Origin of the sequence: Streptomyces sp. NEAU-W12 (assembly GCF_026242095.1) — a bacterium.
In the GTDB taxonomy this organism is placed as follows: domain Bacteria; phylum Actinomycetota; class Actinomycetes; order Streptomycetales; family Streptomycetaceae; genus Streptomyces.
In genome coordinates this window covers 144,901-163,650 of record NZ_JAPJDM010000018.1, presented here as the reverse complement: position 1 = coordinate 163,650, position 18,750 = coordinate 144,901, and the positions used below count along the sequence as shown (strand labels likewise).

Genomic DNA, 18,750 nt, shown 5'->3' with positions numbered 1-18,750 from the left:
CATGCTGCTGGAGCGCACTACCGAAACGTCCCTGGTCGAGGCGGCGCTGGTCGCCGCCGGCCGGGGCAGATCCTCCCTGATCATGGTCACCGGTCCGCTCGGCATCGGGCGATCGGCCCTCCTGCAGTCCTTGCCCGCGCTGGCCGAGGGCCACGACGACATCCGGGTGCTGCGTGCCAACGCGGCGCCCATGGAGCAGGACTTCGCCTTCGGAGTCGTGCGACAGCTCTTCGAGGGCCTGCTGTCCGCCTCGCCCGAGGACGCCGACGGCCGCTGGATGGACGCCCACGCCTCCTTCGCCCGCCACGTCTTCGCCGACGACAGCGACTCGCCCGGTGCGGACCAGGCCGCCGCGGCCAGCGAGGCGGTCCTGCACGGTCTGCTGTCCCTCCTGGCCAACGTCAGCGCCGACGGCAGGCTCCTCATTCTCGTCGACGACCTCCAGTGGTCCGACGTCCCCTCCCTGCGCTGGCTGACCTACCTGGCCAAACGGCTGCACGGCCTGCGCGCCGTCGTCGTGTGCGCCCTGCGTGACGGAGACCCCCGCACCCACCACACCCTGGTACGGGAAGTCAGGGAGGCCGCCACCCAGTCCCTGCGGCCCGCTTCCCTCAGCCTCGACGCCACCCGCGAGCTGGTCCACGAACGGTTCGGCGAGCCCGGCGACGACACCTTTGTCCGGGCCTGTCACGAGACCGCCGTCGGAAACCCCCTGTTCCTGATGTCCATCCTGCTCGGCATGGAGCACGCCGGCTTGCGGCCGCTCGCCGAGCACGCCGACCAGGCACGGTCGCTGCGCCCCTCCCAGCTGCGGGAGCGGCTCGCCAGCATCCTGCGCACCCAGGCCCAACCGGTCCGTGACCTCGCTGCCGCCATCGCGGTGCTCGGCGATCACGTCGACCCCGACAACGCCGCCGGCCTGGCACGCCTCGACCCCGTCGGCTACACGGCCGCGCTGCGAACCCTCGTAGCCCTCGGGCTCGTCGCCGCGGACCGCGGGCCGCGCTTCGTCCACCGTGTGGTGCGGGACGCCGCCGAGTCGACTCTGACCATGGTCCGGCGTGAACAGCTCCACGACGACGCCGCCGCCCTCCTCTACGCCTCCGGACGGCCCGCCGAACAGGTCGCGGCACAGCTCATGGCCGTCGTCACCCGTCACCAGTCCTGGACCGTGGACGTCCTGCGGTCCGCCGCCGACACGGCCCTGCGCCGCGGAGCCCCGGACGCCGCGGCCCGTTACCTGCGTCGTGCCCTTCTCGACAGCGCCGCCCAGGGCCTTGACCGGGCCCGCCTGCTCGTCGAACTCGGCAGTGCCGAACGTGCCTTCGACCCCGTGGCCTGTGAACGGCACATCGCGCAGGCGACAGCCCTGCTGCCCGAGGCCCGTGACCGGGCCGCTGCGGTGCTGCGCATCGCACCCACCCCCCTCGGGCCCGTTCCCTCCGGCGTCGTCGACCTGCTGCGTCAGGCCGCGGAAGGGCTCGGACCGGCCACCGCACTCACCGGAACCGACCGGGACCTCGCCCTGCGCCTGGAAGCCCGGCTGCGCCACTGCGCCTACGAGGACCCCTACGAACTCGCCGACGCCGCCAAGCGATTGCGGCAGCTCGGTCCCGAGTCACCGCTGGAGACCGGAGGCGAGCGGGAACTGACGATCGCCCTGCTCGTCGCCGCCGCTTTCGGCAGCAGCCTGCCGGCCGCGGACGTGGTCCGCTGTGCCGAACGCGTCCTCGACCGCGAGCCGGCGACCTCCGCCCGCGTCCAGTCCACCCTTCCCCTGGTGGTCATCACCATGATCGCCGCCGACTCCGTGGAAGCCCTCGACTCCTGGCTGGCCGTCGAGTACCGGGCCCGGGAACACCACACGACGCCGGCCGACGCGCTGGTGCACATCGAGCGGGCCCTGATCCACATCGGCCGCGGCCGGCTCGCCCAGGCCCGTGAGCAGTCCGAAACCGCCCTCGGTATGACCGAGGCCGACCGGCACAGCCTCGGCACGGTCGCCACCCTCGCGCACGCGATGGTGGCGCTGGAGACGCGTGACCCTCTCCCGGCCCGACGCGTGCTGCGACGTGCCGAACACATCCGCCCGCAGGGCCTGACCGTCACCGCGATGCTGCGCCTGCTGGAGGCCGCCGGCGCCGTGGCGACGGGTGATCTCACCGGAGCACTGGACTCCCTGCGCTCCTGCGGGCGCCGCCTCGATGCCGCCGGCTGGCAGAACCCGGTGCTGTTCCCCTGGCGTCCCTGGGCCATCGGTGTTCATCGCCGCCTCGGAGACCTCCGCGCGGCGCGCGCCCTGGCCGAGGAGGAACACGCCAGGGCTCAGCAGTGGGGAGCGCCGGTGGGTGTCGGCCGCGCGCTGCGCCTGCTGGGCCGCCTGGAGGAGGGCGGCCGGGGGACGGCTCTGCTGCGTCAGGCGGTCGCCGTGCTGCGCGGATCCGCCAACCAGCTGGAACTCGCCCGCGCCCTGCTGGCGCTCGCCGAACGGCTGGGCGGGGGAGCGGAGTCGAGTGCCCTGGCCCGCGAGGCCACGACACTCGCCACCGCGTGCGGCGCACCGTGGCTCGCCGAACGGGCCGCCGTCGGCAGTGGGATCCCCGTAGGCGTCACCGCCCACCCGGAGGCTGTGCTCACCCGCACCGAACGCAGGGTGGCCGCGTTCGCCTGCAGGGGTCTGACGAACCAGGAGATCGCCGAGGCCATGGGAGTCAGCTCCCGGGCCGTGGAGAAGCACCTCACCCATTCCTACCGGAAACTCGGGATCTCCGGCCGACGAGAACTGATCGCCCTGATTTCCGGCGTGTGAATTCCCTCCGATCCGAGGGAATGAGCCGCTCACGGACACCCGGGCACGGTCCGCGGAATTCGAGGACCGTGCCCGGGTGTTTCCGTGTGCGGGGTCCGGGGTGTGGCTGTGGCACCGTTCCCGGGGCGCCCGCCCGGCTGGAGCGGGCCCGGCCGCTCCCGGCGGACCGAAACGGTTTCCTGCTGTAATGACCCCACGGCTCAGGGTTATCGCGGTAGGGTTTTTCGTCCGGTGCGGGCGGTGTGCCCGTCCGGGGCGGCCGCGGGCGCACCGAACCCCCGAGGACCGAACCCCTTCGGTGCGGGACCGTACCTGCCGAAGGGACGACCACAGTGTTGGCGGGCCGTCCCTGTTCTCGCATTGACCGCCGACAGTCGTCTCCGTAATCTCCGAATCAATACCGAACGCGGCCACGGCCTTTCAGCGGGATCAGGCTTCCGTGTCGATCCGAAAGGCGGCCGTGTTCTTCTTTTCCCTTTGATGTACGACGTAGAAGGGCCTGAGTTCCTTGACGCTTTCCCCCCACGACCTCGTCATGGACCGTCCGCACACCGCCGACGGGACCGAGGGGCCGCTGGACGGCGCGGCCTCCGCAGCAGACCGACCCCATGCCTCCGTGGCGTGCCTGGACCCCACCCTGACCATCCAGCAGGCCAACCAGGAGTTCGGCCGCCGGTTCGGCAACCCGGTGGAGGAGCTCTGCGGCCGGCCCTTCTGCGATCTGGTGCACCCCAGCGTCCAGCAGCCCCTGATGCGACAGTTCTCGCGCATGCTGGAGGGCAAGCGGAACCGGTTCGCCACCGAGGTCATCACCCTGGGCCAGGACACCGCCCACACACTTCCACTGACCGCGATGGCCGTGCGCGGCGGCCCCATCCCGGACGTCGCCGGGATCCTGGTGATGCTGCCCGCGGCGGACGGCGAGAGCGCGGACTCCGAGATCGTGGTGCCTCGCAAGAAGCTTCTCAGCGAGGTCGACGCGCGCATCCTCGAAGGCATAGCCGCGGGTGTCTCCACCGTGCCACTCGCTTCCCGCCTCCACCTCAGCCGCCAGGGAGTGGAGTACCACGTGTCCGGTCTGCTCCGTAAGCTCAAGGTGCCCAACCGCGCCGCCCTGGTGTCCCGCTCCTACTCCATGGGCGTGCTCAAGGTCGGCACCTGGCCGCCGAAGGTCGTCGAGGATTTCATCAAGTGAGTCACGTGTCCGACGCCGGTCGGAGTGCGCAGCTTCGGGGGCGTGGCGCGTGCTCCGCCGAGATGACGGAACTGAACGGCTCACCTGCCGGCCCGGAGGTCCTGCGGGCGTTGGCCCTGACCAACTACGGTCACTTCACCACCATGGCGGTCGAGGACGGCAGGGTCCGCGGACTGGAGTTGCACCTCGAGCGGCTGGACCGTGACTGCCGCCTCCTCTTCGACGTGCCACTCGACCTGGGACGGGTTCGCACCTGGGCGCGCCGTGCGGCTTCGGCGGCAGGCCGGTGCACCGTGCGGATCACCGTTTTCGATCCGCTCCTCAGCCTCGCCAACATCTCCGAGGACGCGGTCCCGCAGGTTCTGGTGACCGTCAGGCCCACGTCCGCCACCAGGGCGGAGCCACTGCGAGTGCGCTCCGCCGTCCACCTGCGGGACCTGCCCGAGGTGAAGGGCGTCGGTCTGTTCGGCGCTCTGCGGCTGCGGCGCGAGGCCCAAAGGTCCGGTTACGACGACGTGCTGTTCACGGACGGCGACTCGGCGCTGCTGGAGGGCAGCACCTGGAACATCGGCGTCGTCCGTGACGACCGGGTGGTCTGGCCGGCGGGACCGGCCCTCGCGGGCACCGCCCGCGAACTCCTGCGCCGCGCCGGGGCCGGGACGGCCGCCCCCCTCACCCTGCCCGAACTGGCCGGGTGCGATGCCGTGTTCGTCACCAACTCCACCCTCGGGGTCCACCCCGTGACCCGAGTGGACGGCCTCGTGTTCCCCGCCGATCATCCCACTGTGACCAGCCTCGCCGACCTCTACGCGTCCCTCCCGGCCGAGAGGCTGTAGCGCACACGGTCCCGGGCCGGGGCGGCCCGGGTGCGCGACGACACCGCGTACCCGGGCCGGGCCCGCCCCTCCCCACCCGTTGACAGGTCCATACCAGAGAGGCACGCTGAGAGCGCTCTCACCCCCCACCCCGCATCGACCGCAGTCGAACGGAGACGGAGCATGCTGCGCACACTCGGACACCGGGCCCTGACCGTGGTGTCGACCATCCTCATGCTGCTCGGCGGCTCACTGCTCGCCGCGGCAACCCCCTCGGCCGCCCACGCCGCCGTCCCGGACACCATCCCCCTGCAGATCACCAACAACTCGGGTCGTGGCGAGCAGGTGTACGTCTACAACCTCGGCACCCAGCTGTCGACCGGCCGCCAGGGCTGGGCCGACGCGAACGGCACGTTCCACCCCTGGCCCGCAGGCGGCAACCCGCCCGCCCCCGCGCCCGACGCGTCGATACCGGGCCCGGCCGCCGGACAGTCCACGACCATCCGCATGCCGAAGTTCTCCGGACGCATCTACTTCTCGTACGGCCGGAAGCTCGTGTTCAGGCTGACCACCGGTGGCCTGGTGCAGCCCGCCGTGCAGAACCCCGCGGACCCCAACCGGGACATCCTGTTCAACTGGTCGGAGTACACCCTCAACGACTCGGGCCTGTGGCTCAACAGCACGCAGGTCGACATGTTCTCCACGCCCTACTCGGTCGGAGTGCAGCGCGCCGACGGCAGCACGGCGAGCGCCGGCCGGCTCAGGTCCGGTGGCTACACCGCAGTCTTCGACGCACTCAGAGGACAGCCCGGAGGCTGGGCCGGTCTGATCCAGACCAGGTCCGACGGCACCGTGCTACGCGCACTGTCCCCGCTGTACGGAGTGGAAACCGGCGCCCTGCCGGCATCGGTCATGGACGACTACGTCAACCGCGTCTGGCAGAAGTACACCGCCTCGACCTTGACGGTCACGCCCTTCGCCCACCAGCCCGACGTCACCTACCACGGACGGGTCCTCGGTGACGTCATGAACTTCACCGACAGCGCGGGCGCCGTCGTCACCAGCTTCCAGAAGCCGGACGCCTCCTCCGTCTTCGGCTGCCACAGGCGGCTCGACGCGCCGAACGACCAGGTGCGCGGCCCCATTTCACGCACCCTGTGCGCCGGATTCCACCGCTCCACACTCCTGACCAACCCCCACCAGCCCGACTCCAATGCGGCAGGCTTCTACCAGGACGCCGTCACCAACCACTACGCTCGCGCCATCCACGCACAGATGGCCGACGGGAAGGCCTACGCCTTCGCCTTCGACGACGTGGGCAACCACGAGTCGCTCGTCCACGACGGCAACCCGCGCCAGGCCCGACTCACCCTGGACCCCTTCAGCTGACCGTTCCTGCGCGGTGCGCACCGTGCCGGTGGCGGCGTGCGGGCGCCGCGCCGCCACCGCCGGTGACGGACACGACGCGGCGGGGCCCGTGATCGCCGTGACCGGCGGGCCCCATAAGGTGCCCCCATGTCTGCCACGTTGAATGCGGGGAAAACCCGCGCCGCGCTGCGCACGTCCGCGCGCATCTCCGGTGAGCTGCTGCTGGTCCTGGTGGCCGTCGCGGTGGTTCTGTGGGTGCTGGGCCGGATGTGGCCGATCGTCTGGCCCCTGATAGTCGGTCTCCTTCTCACCACGCTCACCTGGCCCCCGACCCGCTTCCTGCGACGGCGCGGCCTCGCCCCGGCGCTTGCCGCGGCACTGGTGACCGTGTTGTTCCTGCTGGTGGCCACGGCCACCGTCGCGCTGATCGCGGTACCCGTGACGTCGCAGTCCGGACAACTGGCCGACGGAGTGGTGGAAGGCATTCAGCGGCTGCGCGAGTGGGCCGCCGGGCCGCCGCTGAACATCGGGGAGGAGCGGATCGCCGGTGCCTTCGACACCGCGACCGCCCGAGTCCAGGACAGCGCCGGAACCATCGTCTCCACGGTCGCCACAGGAGTGAGCACCGTCTTCAACGGTGTGGTCACAGCCGTGCTGGCGCTCTTCCTGATGTTCTTCTTCCTCAAGGACGGTCCGCGCTTTCTGCCGTGGCTCGGCCGGCAGCTCCCCGGCCGGCTCGACACCGACGTCCCGATCGTGGCCACGCGGTGCTGGGACACCCTGGGATCGTTCGTCCGGTCCCAGGCGCTCGTCGGCCTGATCGACGCCGTGCTCATCGGCCTGGGCCTGTGGATCCTGGGCGTACCGCTGGTGCTCCCGCTGGCGGTGCTGACCTTCGTGTCGGCTTTCGTGCCCATCATCGGCGCCCTGTTCGCCGGTCTGGTGGCGGTGCTGATCGCGCTCGTGTCCAACGGCCTGATGGACGCGCTGATCGTGCTGGCCCTCATCGTCGGGGTGCAGCAGCTCGAGGGCAACGTGTTCCAGCCCATGATCCAGAGCCGCGGTCTCGGACTGCACGCGGCGGTCGTCCTGCTGGCGGTGACGCTGGGCGGGAGTCTGGTCGGCATCGTCGGCAGCCTGCTCGCCGTACCGGCCGCCGCGCTGATCGCCGTCGTCTGGAACTATCTGCGCGAGCAGCTCTCCGACCCGCCGCGGGAACCGCTGACCGACGGCTCGCACCCCTGACCGGCACGCCGGCACGCCGGCACGCCGACCACCGCACCCCCTCCCAGGCCGCACCGACAGGAAGCCCCCACATGACGTACGACCTCACCGCCCTGCGCGCCCAGGTTCCCGCGCTGGCCACCGGCACCGCCCACTTCGACGGCCCCGGCGGCACCCAGATGCCGCTGCCCGTCATCGAGGCGATCAGTGCCGCGCTGTCCCAACCCCTCTCGATCCGGGGCGACGGTCTGCCCGGCGAGCGCAACGCCGAGACCCTCGTCGTCGAAACCCGCCGCGCCATGGCCGATCTCCTGGGCGCCGACCCGGCGGGCATCGTCTTCGGCCGCAGCGCCACCCAGCTCACCTACGACTTCTCCCGCACCCTGGCCGGAACCTGGTCACCGGGCGACGAGGTGGTCGTCACGCGGCTGGACCACGACGCCAACATCCGGCCCTGGGTACAGGCGGCCGAGCGGGCCGGCTGCACCGTCCGCTGGGCGGACTTCGACCCGGCCACCGGTGAACTGACCGGCGACGACATCCGGGCCGTGCTCAGTGAACGCACCCGGCTGGTGGCGGTCACCGGGGCCTCGAACCTCCTCGGCACGATCCCTCCGGTCGGCGAGATCGCGCGGATCGTGCACGAGGCGGGCGCACTGCTGTACGTCGACGGAGTGCACTACGCCGCCCACGCCCTCGCCGACGTCGAGGCGCTCGGCGCGGACTTCTTCGTCTGCTCCCCGTACAAGTTCCTCGGCCCCCACCACGGCGTCCTGGCAGCCCGGCCCGAACTCCTCGAAACGCTGCGCCCCGACAAGCTGCTGCCCTCCACGGACGTGGTCCCCGAGCGCTTCGAGCTCGGCACGCTGCCCTACGAGTTCCTCGCGGGCACCCGTGCGGCGGTCGACTTCCTGGCCGGACTGGCCGGGCACCGGACCGGCAGCCGCCGCGAACGGCTCGCCTCGGCGTTCGAGATGATCGAGGAACACGAGGGCACGATGCGCGACCGGCTGGAGGAAGGACTGGCGGCCTTCGAGCAGGTCACCGTCCGGTCCCGCGCGGCCCGGCGCACCCCGACCCTGCTCGTCACCCTCGACGGCCACAGCACCGTGGACGCCTACCGCTTCCTGGCCGACCGCGGCGTCCACGCACCCTCCGGCAGTTTCTACGCGCTGGAGGCCTCCCGCCGCCTCGGCCTCAAAGACACGGGTGGGCTCCGTATCGGACTGGCCCCCTACACCGACAGCGAGGACGTCGACCGGCTCCTGTCGGGCCTGTCGGCCTTCCTGGGGCGGAAGGGGTGAAGGGGTGAAGGAAGAGCCGGGCCGGCCGCGGCGGCGCGGAGCGCTCGGCCCGAAGAGGCCGGGTGTGTCGTGCCGGCGGCCGGTCAGCTCTTCAGCGGGCCGCCGTTGACCGCGCCCCGGCGACCGTAGCGGGCGCCGCCCTCCCCGTGATGATGACAACGGCCGCGACCGCAGTGGCGGCGCACCTGCGCGATGCACGGGAGGACGAGGCGGACCCCCTGCTGTGGGCGGGCAGTCGGCCGCGCCGGTGAAGGCGCGGCAGCCGACAGGACACGCACCGCGGACCAATGGCCGTAGCCCGTCGGCGCGCGAGGCGGCGCACGAGCACACTCCGTGGTCCGCCGTGTGCCGAGCGCCCTCCGTCGGATCGGCAGGTCCCGGCTTCGGCCGGTCCGACGGCGGGCAGTATCGCTGTATGTCTGCTGACGAGGCCGCCACCCCCGGGGTGCAGGTGTGTTCCCTCAAGACCGACACGGACCAACTGATCCCGCCCGGCAGCACGTACCGAATAGTGAGGTTTCCGTTCGGTGCGGCGGAGCCGACAGACCGGTTCGGGATGCACCAGGCAGTTCAGCCCGACGGGTACGTGGTGAGCAACTGGGCGACGGACGACCGCAGCGGGCTGGTCTGGCCGTCCAAGGCGGGCTGGGGCCATCTGCACGCCATGATCCAGTGGGAGGCCGCCGGTCCCTCCGGTGGCTACACCGAGCTGCGCGACCAGTTCGTGCGGGACCCGCTCGGCCTGACCACGGACCCCGACGACACGACGGCGACCGAGCACCGCACCCCGACACCGGGCGGCCAGTACTACGTCAAGAACCACGGTATCTTCGTCGACCCCGGTACACCCCTGGCGCTGCGCGTCACGCACAACGACGCGGCTCCCCGGCTGGTGACGCTGGCCGAATTCAAACTCGTGATTCACGACGCGGCCCATTGACCTCACCCGGCAGGGGCTGTGAGCCCGCAAGGAGCACGGGACACAGGGGGAACGGCGGGGCCAGGCCCCCCGGGCCGACGCTGCGGACCTCGCTGCCCACCTCGATTAGCAGGGTGCCGTCCAGGATCAGGAAGGTCTCCTCGTCGGTCCCGTGCGGGTGCAGAGGCGACATGCAGCCGCACTCGCCGGAGTGCTCCAGCAGGGTGAAGGTGCCGCTGGTGTCGGCGGACCGCACAGGCGCGCGGTGTACCCGGTGGAGCGCCCGGCCAGGTCGGCGCGGGCCGACTCGTCCTCGTCCGCGTCCTCCTGGAACAGCCGGCGACGATGACCACCGCCTCGTCGCGATGGTCCTCGAACAGTTCGACGAGCGTGTCGATGGTCTCCTGGCCGGAAGGCGGTGCCCGGGCCCCTGCCGCCGGACAGCAGGGTGTGGGCCTCGTCCCTGAACAGCACTCCGCCTGGAAGACCGACGCCGTCGTCTCCCGGTCCGGGACGGGGTTTCGGGGTGCGGGCGGGGCGCCCACCGGATCGGCGGCCCGGCCCGGCGCCGCGCGGTTCGGGGGAGGAGGGGCCATGCCGGGTGCCGGGCCAGGCTGGTTGGAGGAGAGGGGCAGCCGGGGACAACTGGCTCCATCGGTAATGGAGTTGTCCGGACCGAAGAACAACTTGTCATACCCTCAGTAACAAGATCAAATGTGGGGTGGGCGCCTCGGGCAACCAGCCTCGGCCCCTTCCCGTCCCGCGGGCCGCGTGCGGATCGTTCGCGGCACCCCTTCCTTTCCAGGAACTATCATGCAGCCCTCGCACGACCCTCTGGAGCAGGCGCGCGTCTCGCACGAGAGGCATCTCGAAACCTGCCGTCAGTGTGCCGCGGACGGTGTGCCGTGCGCCGTGGCGAAACACCTCAGACGCGTACACAACAACCTCACCAGGTCGGCCGCGCGTGGCTACCCGGGTGCTCCCGGTGCGCGGGCACGCTGACCACCGGGAGCGGTACCTCGTCCCGCGCCGTCCCCGGTCGGCACGATGTGCGCGAGTGGCTCGCCCCGCGCGTGGCGGTGCGACTGCCGCACCGGGAAGTCCCGGGAAGCCTCCCTCGAAGAAGTCGGTGAACACTCCGGCGCGCGGCGTGATCGGCACCCCGGGGAACCGCCGCAGCGGATGACCGGCGGGCAAGGGTTCCGGGGACGTCACATCGAGGGTGGCTCCTCCCCGGCCGTGGCTCGCTTCCGGCCGGGCACCGGCGGACCCGTGCCGCGACTGCGCGTGCCTCACCGACACCACGCCCGATGGCCCCGACGGCCTGGCCGTCGTGCACCTGGCCAGCGGCAGGGCGTGGCTGTGCCTGGACGCCGCGCGGTCGCGTCAGCCGTCGGAGGCGCCGGTGGGTGGAGCCCGCTCGTTTCGCCGAGCGGCGGGGGCTCGGCTCCGCGGCGGCACGGCCCTTGGGTGTCAGGCGGCTTGGGTGAGTTCGGCACGGCCGAACAGCAGGGCGTAGCCGGTGGGAAGCCGGTCGAGGATACGGTCGAGGAGTTTCTCGTCGATGAGCTGGGCGACGATGCGCAGGACGGTGCCGGTGTCCCAGCGGGTGGTGGCTGGTGTGCCGCCGGTGCGGGAGGAGAGGTCCTCGACGAAGCCCCAGCCGGTGAGGGGCCGGGTGGCGGGTGTCTGTGAGGTGAGGATGTCGGCCGCTTCGCGGGGCAGCTCGGCCGCCAGAGCCACGCGCTCGTCGCCTGTCAGCTGCCCCCCGAGGAGGGCCAGCACGGCGCGCACGGCCTGCTCGGCCCGTGCGCGGGTGGGATATGCGCCTTCGTAGCGCACTCTTTCCAGCATCTGCTCGTAGGTCGTGCTGACGGGGGACCGGAACGGCTCCTGCTGGGGGGTCATCGGTGACGCGGTTGCCTTTCTCGTGGGAGGTGTTGGGGGAGGCGGCGGCCGGGGTCCTTTCGCCGGCCACCGATGTCGCCCGGCCGGGGGAGCGGGGCGTCGCTGCCTTCTGCCCTGCGCGCCGGGCGCGGAGCACGGGGCGGCCGCAGAGCGGCCGTCACCCCCGTGTGCCGCGCGGCCGGGAGGGGGCTCAGCCGCTGATCTCCTTGTGGGCGGAGCCGCCGATGGCGATCCTGCGCGGCTTGGCGCGTTCGGCGATCGGGATGCGCAGGGTCAGCACACCCGCTTCGTAGTCCGCCTTGATGTGCTCGGTGTCCAGGGTGTCGGCCAGCACGACCTGGCGGGAGAAGACACCCAGGGGCCGCTCGGCGAGCTCCATCTGGACGTCGTCCGCCTTGGTGACGGGCCGCCGCTCGGCCTTGACGGTCAGCATGTTCCGTTCGACGTCGATCTCGATCGCGTCCGTGGAGACGCCGGGCAGGTCGAGGGCGATCACGTACTCCTCGCCCTCGCGGTAGGCGTCCATGGGCATCGCCGACGGCCGCGACCAGGTGCCGGCCGTGTTCAGGAGCTGCTGGGTGAGCCGGTCGAGCTCACGGAAGGAGTCGGTGCGCATCAACATGGTGAAACACCTCCAGTGTTCAGGTCAGGCACTTTGCTGCCAATGCGGTTCACCTGCCTTCGTTGTAACATGTCATCCAAGTGATGACAAGTTGAGTGTCGCCGAGATGACGACAGTGTCTGCTTCTGCTGGAGATTCCATGATCAGCGATGATCGGCCCACCCCGCGCGCCCGCGGTCTCACCCCCACGTCCTTCCTCGCCGCCGCCGCCCTGAACACGATCCACGAAGCCCTGCACACCGCCCGGACGTCGCAGGACGAGGTGCGCCCCGAGCCCGACCGGACCGGCTCGGAGCAGGCACTCGCCGCTCTCCTGCTGCTCCGTGAAGTCCGTGATCAGCTCGCAGGGTGGGAACCGGGCCTGATCGAAGAGGCCCGGGAGGCGGGCGCCAGCTGGGCCGACCTCGCACATCCCCTGGGTGTCTCCAGCCGCCAGGCCGCCGAACGCCGCTACCTGCGCGTACGCCCCGGAACCCCGGGGTCCACGAGCGAACAGCGGGTGCGGGCCACCCGCGACCGCCGTGCCGCCGCCCGCACCGTCACCGCCTGGGCCCGCGCCAACGCCGCGGACCTGCGCCAGCTCGCCGGTCAGATCACCGCGCTCACCGATCTTCCCGCCACCGCCCGCACCCCTCTCGCCGAACTCACCGCAGCCCTCGCCGAGAACGACGCCGGTGCCCTCGTCGGCCCCCTGGCGGTGACACACCCGCATCTGGTGTCCGCCCACCCCGACCTCGCGGCGCGCGTCGAGGACGTCACCCGCCACACCGACCGGCTCCGCCGGCACAGCGGCGACCAGCGCCAGGGACCACAAAGACCACCGGCGCGCTGAGCGTCGAAGGACGGGTGCGGGTCCCGAAGGATCGGGGGCGCTGCGTCGGGGGCCGGGAAAGGCACGGCTCGACCTGGCCGCATGGTGGGCGGCGACCGACTTCGCGCCCGGGGCCCCGCCGGCGGCGCGTGCTCCGGCGACGGCACGGCTGAAGCACCGGCTGGGCAAGGTCCGTCTGCGTCTGCGCCCGCGGCGGGCGGACGGCGGCCGGGGGCAGGTGGACGTCGCACCCACCGTGCGTGGACGGTGGCTGTTGCGGCCGGTCGCCGCTGTCGCCCTGACGGTGGCCGGGCGCCCGGTGCGGAGAGGCTTCCGGTCCGCGGTGGAGCAGGCGGCTGACGCATGGAACCGGTCGACCGGCGAACTGCTGGCGCTCACCCCGGACGACCTCCGGGCCGAAAGCGCACTCGTCCCTGAGCGGCAGCCACGGTATGCCTGCCGTCCCACTGGACCGGGTCCGTACGGTCCAGTGGGACGGCGCTAGAACACCGACAGTCCCGTGAGCGTCGTGAAGCGGTCCAGGGCCGCCACTCCCGCCACCGAGTTGCCCCGCTCGTCCAGACCGGGCCCCCACACGCAGAGCGTGCAGCGGCCGGGGACGACGGCGATGATGCCGCCGCCGACGCCGCTCTTGCCGGGCAGGCCCACGCGGTAGGCGAAGTCGCCCGCGGCGTCGTACGTTCCGCAGGTGAGCATGACCGCGTTGACCTGTTTGGCCTGACTCCGGGTCAGCAGACGGGTGCCGTCGGCGCGGATGCCGTGCCGGGCGAGGAAACCGGTGGCCAGGGCGAGGTCGGCGCAGGAGGCCTCGATGGAGCACTGGCGGAAGTACTGGTCGAGGAGGACCGGAACCGGGTTCCCCATGTTCCCGTACGAGGCCATGAAGTGGCCGAGCGCGGCGTTGCGGTCGCCATGGGCGGACTCGGAGGCGGCGACACCTTCGTCGATGGCGAGCTCCGCGTTGTCGCTCTCCGCGCGCAGGAACTCCAGGAGGGTGCCCGCCGCGTCGCCGGTCTGGGTGTGGAGGCGGTCGGTGACGACGAGTGCGCCGGCGTTGATGAACGGATTGCGCGGGATGCCGTTCTCGTACTCCAGCTGCACCAGCGAGTTGAAGGGGTTGCCGGAGGGCTCACGGCCCACGTGCGCCCACAGCGTGTCGCCCTCGCGGGCCAGGTCGAGGGCGAGGGTGAAGACCTTGGAGACGGACTGCGTGGAGAACGGCTGCCGCCAGTCCCCGACTCCGTACACCGTGCCGTCCAGCTCCGCGACGGCCATGCCGAACCGGTGCGGGTCGCATGCCGCGAGCGCCGGGATGTAGTCGGCGGGCCGACCGCGTTCGGGCATGCTCTCGATCTCGGCGGCGATACGGTGCAGAAGGGGCTGAAAGGTGGGGGACGAGGTCATGACCGCCATTGTGCCGTCGGGCCCTCCGGGGTGTGCCATGGGGTGGAGCCGAGCTGAGCCGGGTGGGCGGGTGCGGGTGGTTCGTGGCCGGCCGCAGCGTACGAACCGGCCCCAGGCTTTCGAGGGGCGCGGGAAAACCGTGCGACAAGCCCTCACCGGCCCGCACCCGCCTGTGCTCAGCCGGTCCGGGACCCCGCCGAAACCTCCGGACGGAGCAACGCGGCCAGCGCGTCGGCCGGCAGCAAGCCCTTCTCCAGGACGGGTTCGGCGACGCCGCGTCCCGTGGCGAGGGCTTCCTTGGCGATGTCGGTGGCCGCCGAGCAGCCGATGTGGGGGTTGAACGCGGTGACGAGGCCGATGGAGTTCCCGACGGCCGTGCGCAGCACGTCCGTGCTGGCCGTGATCCCGGCGACGCACCGCTCGGCGAGCGTCAGCCAGGTGGCGCGCAGGTGGGTGATGCTCTCGAAGAGGGAGTGCAGGATGATCGGTCGGAAGGCTTTCACCTGGGGCTGGCCGGCCTCGGCCGCCATGGTGGTCGTGACGTCGTTGCCGATCACCTCGGCGGGGACGTCGCGGTGGCCGAGGAGGTCGTGCTCACTGCGGACGGTCATGTCGGTGCGGGTCCTCCTTCCGGAGTGGGTGAGCCGGGGGAGGGCGGGCGGTGGTGAATCAGGTGTGCGTTCCCCAGGGCGACGAGGGCGTCGTCGGAGGCTCGAGCGCCCGCGCCGGACGGATGCTTCCGACCACCGCACCGCCTCCGAGCAGCGGTGCACCGGCGAACTCGGCGAGTGCGGCCGGGTCGACGCCGCAGCGTGCGAGAGCCGCCGCGGCCACCGGTACGCGCGCCCGGTCCGCGCCGTCCGCGATCTTCACGGCGACGGCCCGGCCGTCCGGGAGCGCCGCGATCTGGACCCCTTCGAAGCCGTCCTTGGCGAGGAGTCCCGGCACGGCCCGCATCAGCGCGGCGACATCGCGGCCGGAGCCCGACACCATTTCGGCGTGCTCGCGCATCGCGTCGGCCACTCGGGCTTCGGGGGTGCCGGGCGGGGCCGTGGTGATCCGGGCGGCGGCGCGTGCGAGCCCGTGCAGCGAGACGGAGAAGAGTGGAGCGCCGCAGCCGTCGACCGTGACCCGGGCGACGCTCTGACCGGTCAGGTCCTCGACGACCTCCGCGATCGCCTGCTGGAGAGGGTGCGCGGGGTCGAGGTAGTCGTCGAGCGACCAGCCGTTGAGCCGCGCTGTGTAGAGCATCGCGGCGTGTTTGCCCGAGCAGTTCTGCGCGAGCCTCGACGGCAGTCGGCCCGCACGGATCCAGTCCTCGCGGACCACCGGGTCGAACGGCAGGTCCGTGACGTTGCGCAGATCGTTCTCGGCGAGCCCGGCGAGCTCCAGGATCCGCCGGGTGCCGGAGAGATGCCGTTCCTCGCCGGAGTGGCTGGCGGCGGCCAGCGCGAGCAGGTCCCCGTCGAGCGGCAGCCCGGCCCGCAGCAGCGCCACGGCCTGCACGGGCTTGAGCGCCGAGCGCGGGTAGAAGGCCGCCTCCACGTCACCGATCTGCAGCTCCACACTCCCGTCCGCGGCGAGCACGACGACCGAGCCGTAGTGGACCCCCTCGATGACGTCGCCGCGTATGAGATGGGCGACGGGCGCGTGCTGCGGTTCTCGGACGGAGGGTGCCTCGGCGAGTGGACTGTTGTACGCGGTATGTGTGTTGATGCTCATGCCTCCACATCGGACTTCCGTACGCCCCGCTCCCCGTCGGCGTGCGTCAGGACCGGTACGGCGTATCTGCTCTTCGAGGGACTGCTCGCTCACGCCTGGGGTCCTCCGCCTTCCGTGGGGGTGTCCGCGCCGTCGGTGCGTTCGGGGCGGACGATCGCGCTGAGGGTCGTCTCGACGCGGTCGAGGTGGTGGGCCATGGCCTCGGTCGCGTCGCGCTCGCTGCCGTCGACGAGCGCCTCGACGATGGCGCGGTGTTCACGGTTGGACTGCTCGCGGCGGCCGCCGAGTTCGTTGAGGAACGCCGACTGCCGGGCCAGCGCGTCCCGGATCTCCTCGATCACCCGGCGGAAGACCGGGTTCTGGGCGGACTGCGCGACGGCGAGGTGGAAGAGCGTGTCCATGGCCACCCACGCTGTGGTGTCGGTCTCCCGTTCCATCCGGTCGAGGAGGTGGGCCAGGTGGTCGAGGTCTTCGGGCGTGCGGCGCTCGGCGGCGTAGCCCGCGACGGGGATCTCGACGTGCCGCCGGACCTCCAGCAGGTCACTGGCCGTGTAGTCGCCGAAGGTGGGGTCCTCGACCGGCCCGTTCGAGACGACGAACGTGCCCTTGCCCGTCCGGGAGACGGTCAACCCCATCGTCTGCAGGGCTCGCAGAGCCTCCCGCAGTACGGGCCGGCTGACTTCGAGGCGGCGGCAGAGTTCCGCCTCGGAGGGCAGTTTGTCCCCCACGGCGTAGTCACCGCGCTCGATGGCACGCCGCAGATGACCGAGCACCGCTTCCATCGCGCTGACGCGCCGCGGCACCGAGTCACCTGTCTGGCTGTCTGACAGGTTCACGGAAGTGATCCTGCGGACAACGGGGGCCGGCTGTCAAGAACGAGCAGTCGGCCCCCGCTCCCCGGCCGGTCTGAGCCCCGGGCGCCCAGCAGTGGTCCGACCGTGATCCGTCAGGGCACGAACGCGTTGAAGGGGTGTTTGGCCACGAACTTCAGCGCCGGGCGATCGAGGTGTACGCGACCACGAACGAGACGGCCGTGCCCGTGGTCGGTGGAGTGGCGCGCGATCCCGTGCCCAGGGAGCCCCTGAGTTCGTGCAGGCCCGCGTTCCTGAGGTCCGGGATGCCGGGGAAAGGGCGGGGCCGGGTGGCCGCGACCCGGTCGAGGGCGAGGGCAGTGGACACGGTCGCGCCGGAGCGCGGTGAGCCAGGGAAGGGCGGGGCCGAAATCCATGAACGGCTCACCGGCATCGCGCCCTTGTGCGAGGTGTCGTCTCCTGCGACGCATCCGGCGTTTACTGCGCCCGCCGCCAGATCGGCGGCATGTTCGCCGTGCCCCGGCGACCACCGGCTCTTCAAGCCCGCGAGTCGGCCCGCAGCGCCGACAGCCGTGGCACGGACCCGAACGGTGCGGCAGCGTCCCCCCGACGGACCCCCGGTCAAGCCCGGTGCCGTGGGGGAGAGGGCTCCCACTCGAGGAGGGCGAGTCCAGCGGCCATGCCTCCACCGAAGCCGGCGAGGAGCACGAGGTCGCCGGGAGTGAGGCTGGCGGTGGCGTGGTCGAGGGTCAGGGGGACCGAAGCCGCTCCGGTGTTTCCGTACTCCCGTACGGTCGAATGGGTGAGCGCGGGCGGGAATCCGAGGCCTGCCGCGAGCGCGTCGATCATGCGGCCGTTGGCTTGGTGCGGGACGAGGTGCGTGCGCGGCCCGGTGCCGGAGGCAGGGGGACGGTGTTCGTCCAGGAAGTCGCGGATCATCGGCCCGATCCGGCTTTCGACGAACGCGCGTACGGCCCGGCCGTCCATCGTGAAGTAGTGCAGCCCCTCGGCGAGGGACTCCGGCGAAGCGGGGATGCGGGAGCCGCCGGCCGGGACCCGGATCAGGTCCCGTTTGTCGGGGAAGGTCGCCAGGCGGGTGGCGAACACGCCCCGCCCCCGAGCGGGCCCGAGGACGACCGCGCCCGCGCCGTCACCGAAGAGCACCACGGTGCGGCGGTCGGTGGGCCTCAGGGTACGGGAGTAGACATCGGCTCCGATGACGAGGGCGTGTCCCGTGGTGCCGTGCAGCATCCGCTCCGCGGTGGCCAGGGCGAAGACGAAACCGCTGCACACCGCGTTCATGTCGAAGCAGGGTGTGCCCGCCGGGACGCCCAGTTCCAGGGCGACGGCGGTGGCGGTGGGGGGTTGCGGGGAGTCCGGGGTGGAGGTCGCCACGATGATCAGTGAGATGTCCTCGGCGCAGACGGCGGCATCGGCCAGCGCACTGCGGGCGGCCGTCGAGGCAAGGCTGGAGGTCACCTCGTCGGGCTTGGCCCAGCGGCGTTCCCGGATACCGGTCCGCTGGACGATCCACTCGTTCGTGACCCCGGCTGGTGCTCCCACCTCCTCGTTGGTGACGACGTTGCCGGGCAGGCAGGAGCCGGTGCCGAGTACTCCGACCGCGTCCTTGGCGGAGGACGCAGCTGCACGACTGGTCATGATCCCTCGTTTCGTGTCGGTGCCGGGCGTACAGGGGCCCGGGGCCCGCGTCGTGTGGCGCACGGCGGCTGCGGCGGCCCGGTGCGTGGACCGGGGGGGGGGGGGGGAAACGCGCGGGCGCGCTGCCCGGTCCTCCCTGTGACCACCCCGCGCGGAG

14 protein-coding genes and 2 pseudogenes are annotated in these 18,750 nt (G+C 71.9%); 8 read left to right on the top strand and 8 right to left on the bottom strand.

Annotation, left to right across the window (positions count from 1 at the left end):
• Position 1 precedes the first annotated feature (1 nt).
• From ORI94_RS22960 to ORI94_RS22930, 7 genes are all read left to right on the top strand, one after another.
• Complete coding sequence (locus ORI94_RS22960) at positions 2 to 2,809, top strand: helix-turn-helix transcriptional regulator (RefSeq protein WP_266078677.1); 2,808 nt, start codon at positions 2 to 4, stop codon at positions 2,807 to 2,809.
• Between the two features lie 508 nt (positions 2,810 to 3,317).
• The gene (locus tag ORI94_RS22955; protein WP_266078675.1) at positions 3,318 to 4,004 is read left to right on the top strand and encodes a PAS domain-containing protein; all 687 of its coding nucleotides are present in this window, start codon (positions 3,318 to 3,320) and stop codon (positions 4,002 to 4,004) included.
• Positions 4,005 to 4,066: 62 nt separating this feature from the next.
• A complete protein-coding gene (locus tag ORI94_RS22950) occupies positions 4,067 to 4,840 on the top strand; it encodes an aminotransferase class IV (RefSeq protein ID WP_266078673.1) in 774 nt (257 codons plus the stop codon).
• Positions 4,841 to 5,002: 162 nt separating this feature from the next.
• Positions 5,003 to 6,208: a glycoside hydrolase family 64 protein gene (locus ORI94_RS22945; RefSeq protein ID WP_266078671.1), complete on the top strand. Its 1,206-nt coding sequence runs from the start codon at positions 5,003 to 5,005 to the stop codon at positions 6,206 to 6,208.
• Between the two features lie 126 nt (positions 6,209 to 6,334).
• Positions 6,335 to 7,432 (top strand): AI-2E family transporter, encoded by a 1,098-nt coding sequence (locus tag ORI94_RS22940; RefSeq protein WP_266078669.1) that lies wholly within the window; start codon positions 6,335 to 6,337, stop codon positions 7,430 to 7,432.
• Between the two features lie 71 nt (positions 7,433 to 7,503).
• Positions 7,504 to 8,715, top strand: a complete 1,212-nt coding sequence (locus tag ORI94_RS22935; protein WP_266078667.1) for a cysteine desulfurase-like protein — start codon at positions 7,504 to 7,506, stop codon at positions 8,713 to 8,715.
• Positions 8,716 to 9,130: 415 nt separating this feature from the next.
• Complete coding sequence (locus ORI94_RS22930; RefSeq protein ID WP_266078665.1) at positions 9,131 to 9,655, top strand: hypothetical protein; 525 nt, start codon at positions 9,131 to 9,133, stop codon at positions 9,653 to 9,655.
• 1,452 nt (positions 9,656 to 11,107) lie between these two features.
• Here the strand turns inward: ORI94_RS22930 and ORI94_RS22925 are convergent.
• Complete coding sequence (locus tag ORI94_RS22925) at positions 11,108 to 11,542, bottom strand: DUF2267 domain-containing protein (RefSeq protein ID WP_266078663.1); 435 nt, start codon at positions 11,540 to 11,542, stop codon at positions 11,108 to 11,110.
• A gap of 190 nt (positions 11,543 to 11,732) precedes the next feature.
• On the bottom strand, positions 11,733 to 12,164 hold the full coding sequence (locus ORI94_RS22920) for an Hsp20/alpha crystallin family protein (protein ID WP_266078661.1): 432 nt from the start codon (positions 12,162 to 12,164) through the stop codon (positions 11,733 to 11,735).
• A gap of 139 nt (positions 12,165 to 12,303) precedes the next feature.
• Here ORI94_RS22920 and ORI94_RS22915 point away from each other — a divergent pair, with 139 nt between their 5' ends.
• Positions 12,304 to 12,996, top strand: a complete 693-nt coding sequence (locus ORI94_RS22915) for a type III effector protein (RefSeq protein WP_266078659.1) — start codon at positions 12,304 to 12,306, stop codon at positions 12,994 to 12,996.
• 480 nt (positions 12,997 to 13,476) lie between these two features.
• On the opposite strand, the gene ORI94_RS22910 is transcribed toward ORI94_RS22915, so the two are convergent.
• From ORI94_RS22910 to ORI94_RS22885, 6 genes and pseudogenes are all read right to left on the bottom strand, one after another.
• Complete coding sequence (locus tag ORI94_RS22910) at positions 13,477 to 14,409, bottom strand: glutaminase (protein WP_266078710.1); 933 nt, start codon at positions 14,407 to 14,409, stop codon at positions 13,477 to 13,479.
• 167 nt (positions 14,410 to 14,576) lie between these two features.
• A pseudogene (aspA, locus tag ORI94_RS22905) lies at positions 14,577 to 14,969 on the bottom strand (aspartate ammonia-lyase); the annotation flags it as partial.
• Positions 14,970 to 15,069: 100 nt separating this feature from the next.
• Positions 15,070 to 16,122 carry an asparaginase gene (locus ORI94_RS22900; protein ID WP_266078658.1) on the bottom strand — a complete coding sequence of 351 codons (1,053 nt, stop codon included), beginning with the start codon at positions 16,120 to 16,122 and terminating at the stop codon, positions 15,070 to 15,072.
• Positions 16,123 to 16,211: 89 nt separating this feature from the next.
• Positions 16,212 to 16,904, bottom strand: coding sequence for a FadR/GntR family transcriptional regulator (locus ORI94_RS22895; RefSeq protein ID WP_266078708.1), 693 nt, complete (start codon positions 16,902 to 16,904; stop codon positions 16,212 to 16,214).
• A gap of 170 nt (positions 16,905 to 17,074) precedes the next feature.
• Positions 17,075 to 17,391 (bottom strand): annotated as a pseudogene (locus tag ORI94_RS22890) (undecaprenyl-diphosphate phosphatase); the annotation flags it as partial.
• A gap of 164 nt (positions 17,392 to 17,555) precedes the next feature.
• Positions 17,556 to 18,593: a 3-oxoacyl-ACP synthase III family protein gene (locus ORI94_RS22885; RefSeq protein WP_266078656.1), complete on the bottom strand. Its 1,038-nt coding sequence runs from the start codon at positions 18,591 to 18,593 to the stop codon at positions 17,556 to 17,558.
• Positions 18,594 to 18,750: the final 157 nt, after the last annotated feature.

Coding starts and splice junctions, on each gene's coding strand:
- ORI94_RS22960 (WP_266078677.1), top strand. CDS start 2: ATGCTGCTGGAGCGCACTACCGAAACGTCCCTGGTCGAGGCGGCGCTG.
- ORI94_RS22950 (WP_266078673.1), top strand. CDS start 4,067: ATGACGGAACTGAACGGCTCACCTGCCGGCCCGGAGGTCCTGCGGGCG.
- ORI94_RS22945 (WP_266078671.1), top strand. CDS start 5,003: ATGCTGCGCACACTCGGACACCGGGCCCTGACCGTGGTGTCGACCATC.
- ORI94_RS22940 (WP_266078669.1), top strand. CDS start 6,335: ATGTCTGCCACGTTGAATGCGGGGAAAACCCGCGCCGCGCTGCGCACG.
- ORI94_RS22935 (WP_266078667.1), top strand. CDS start 7,504: ATGACGTACGACCTCACCGCCCTGCGCGCCCAGGTTCCCGCGCTGGCC.
- ORI94_RS22930 (WP_266078665.1), top strand. CDS start 9,131: ATGTCTGCTGACGAGGCCGCCACCCCCGGGGTGCAGGTGTGTTCCCTC.
- ORI94_RS22925 (WP_266078663.1), bottom strand. CDS start 11,542: ATGACCCCCCAGCAGGAGCCGTTCCGGTCCCCCGTCAGCACGACCTAC.
- ORI94_RS22920 (WP_266078661.1), bottom strand. CDS start 12,164: ATGTTGATGCGCACCGACTCCTTCCGTGAGCTCGACCGGCTCACCCAG.
- ORI94_RS22915 (WP_266078659.1), top strand. CDS start 12,304: ATGATCAGCGATGATCGGCCCACCCCGCGCGCCCGCGGTCTCACCCCC.
- ORI94_RS22910 (WP_266078710.1), bottom strand. CDS start 14,409: ATGGCGGTCATGACCTCGTCCCCCACCTTTCAGCCCCTTCTGCACCGT.
- ORI94_RS22900 (WP_266078658.1), bottom strand. CDS start 16,122: ATGAGCATCAACACACATACCGCGTACAACAGTCCACTCGCCGAGGCA.
- ORI94_RS22895 (WP_266078708.1), bottom strand. CDS start 16,904: ATGGAAGCGGTGCTCGGTCATCTGCGGCGTGCCATCGAGCGCGGTGAC.
- ORI94_RS22885 (WP_266078656.1), bottom strand. CDS start 18,593: ATGACCAGTCGTGCAGCTGCGTCCTCCGCCAAGGACGCGGTCGGAGTA.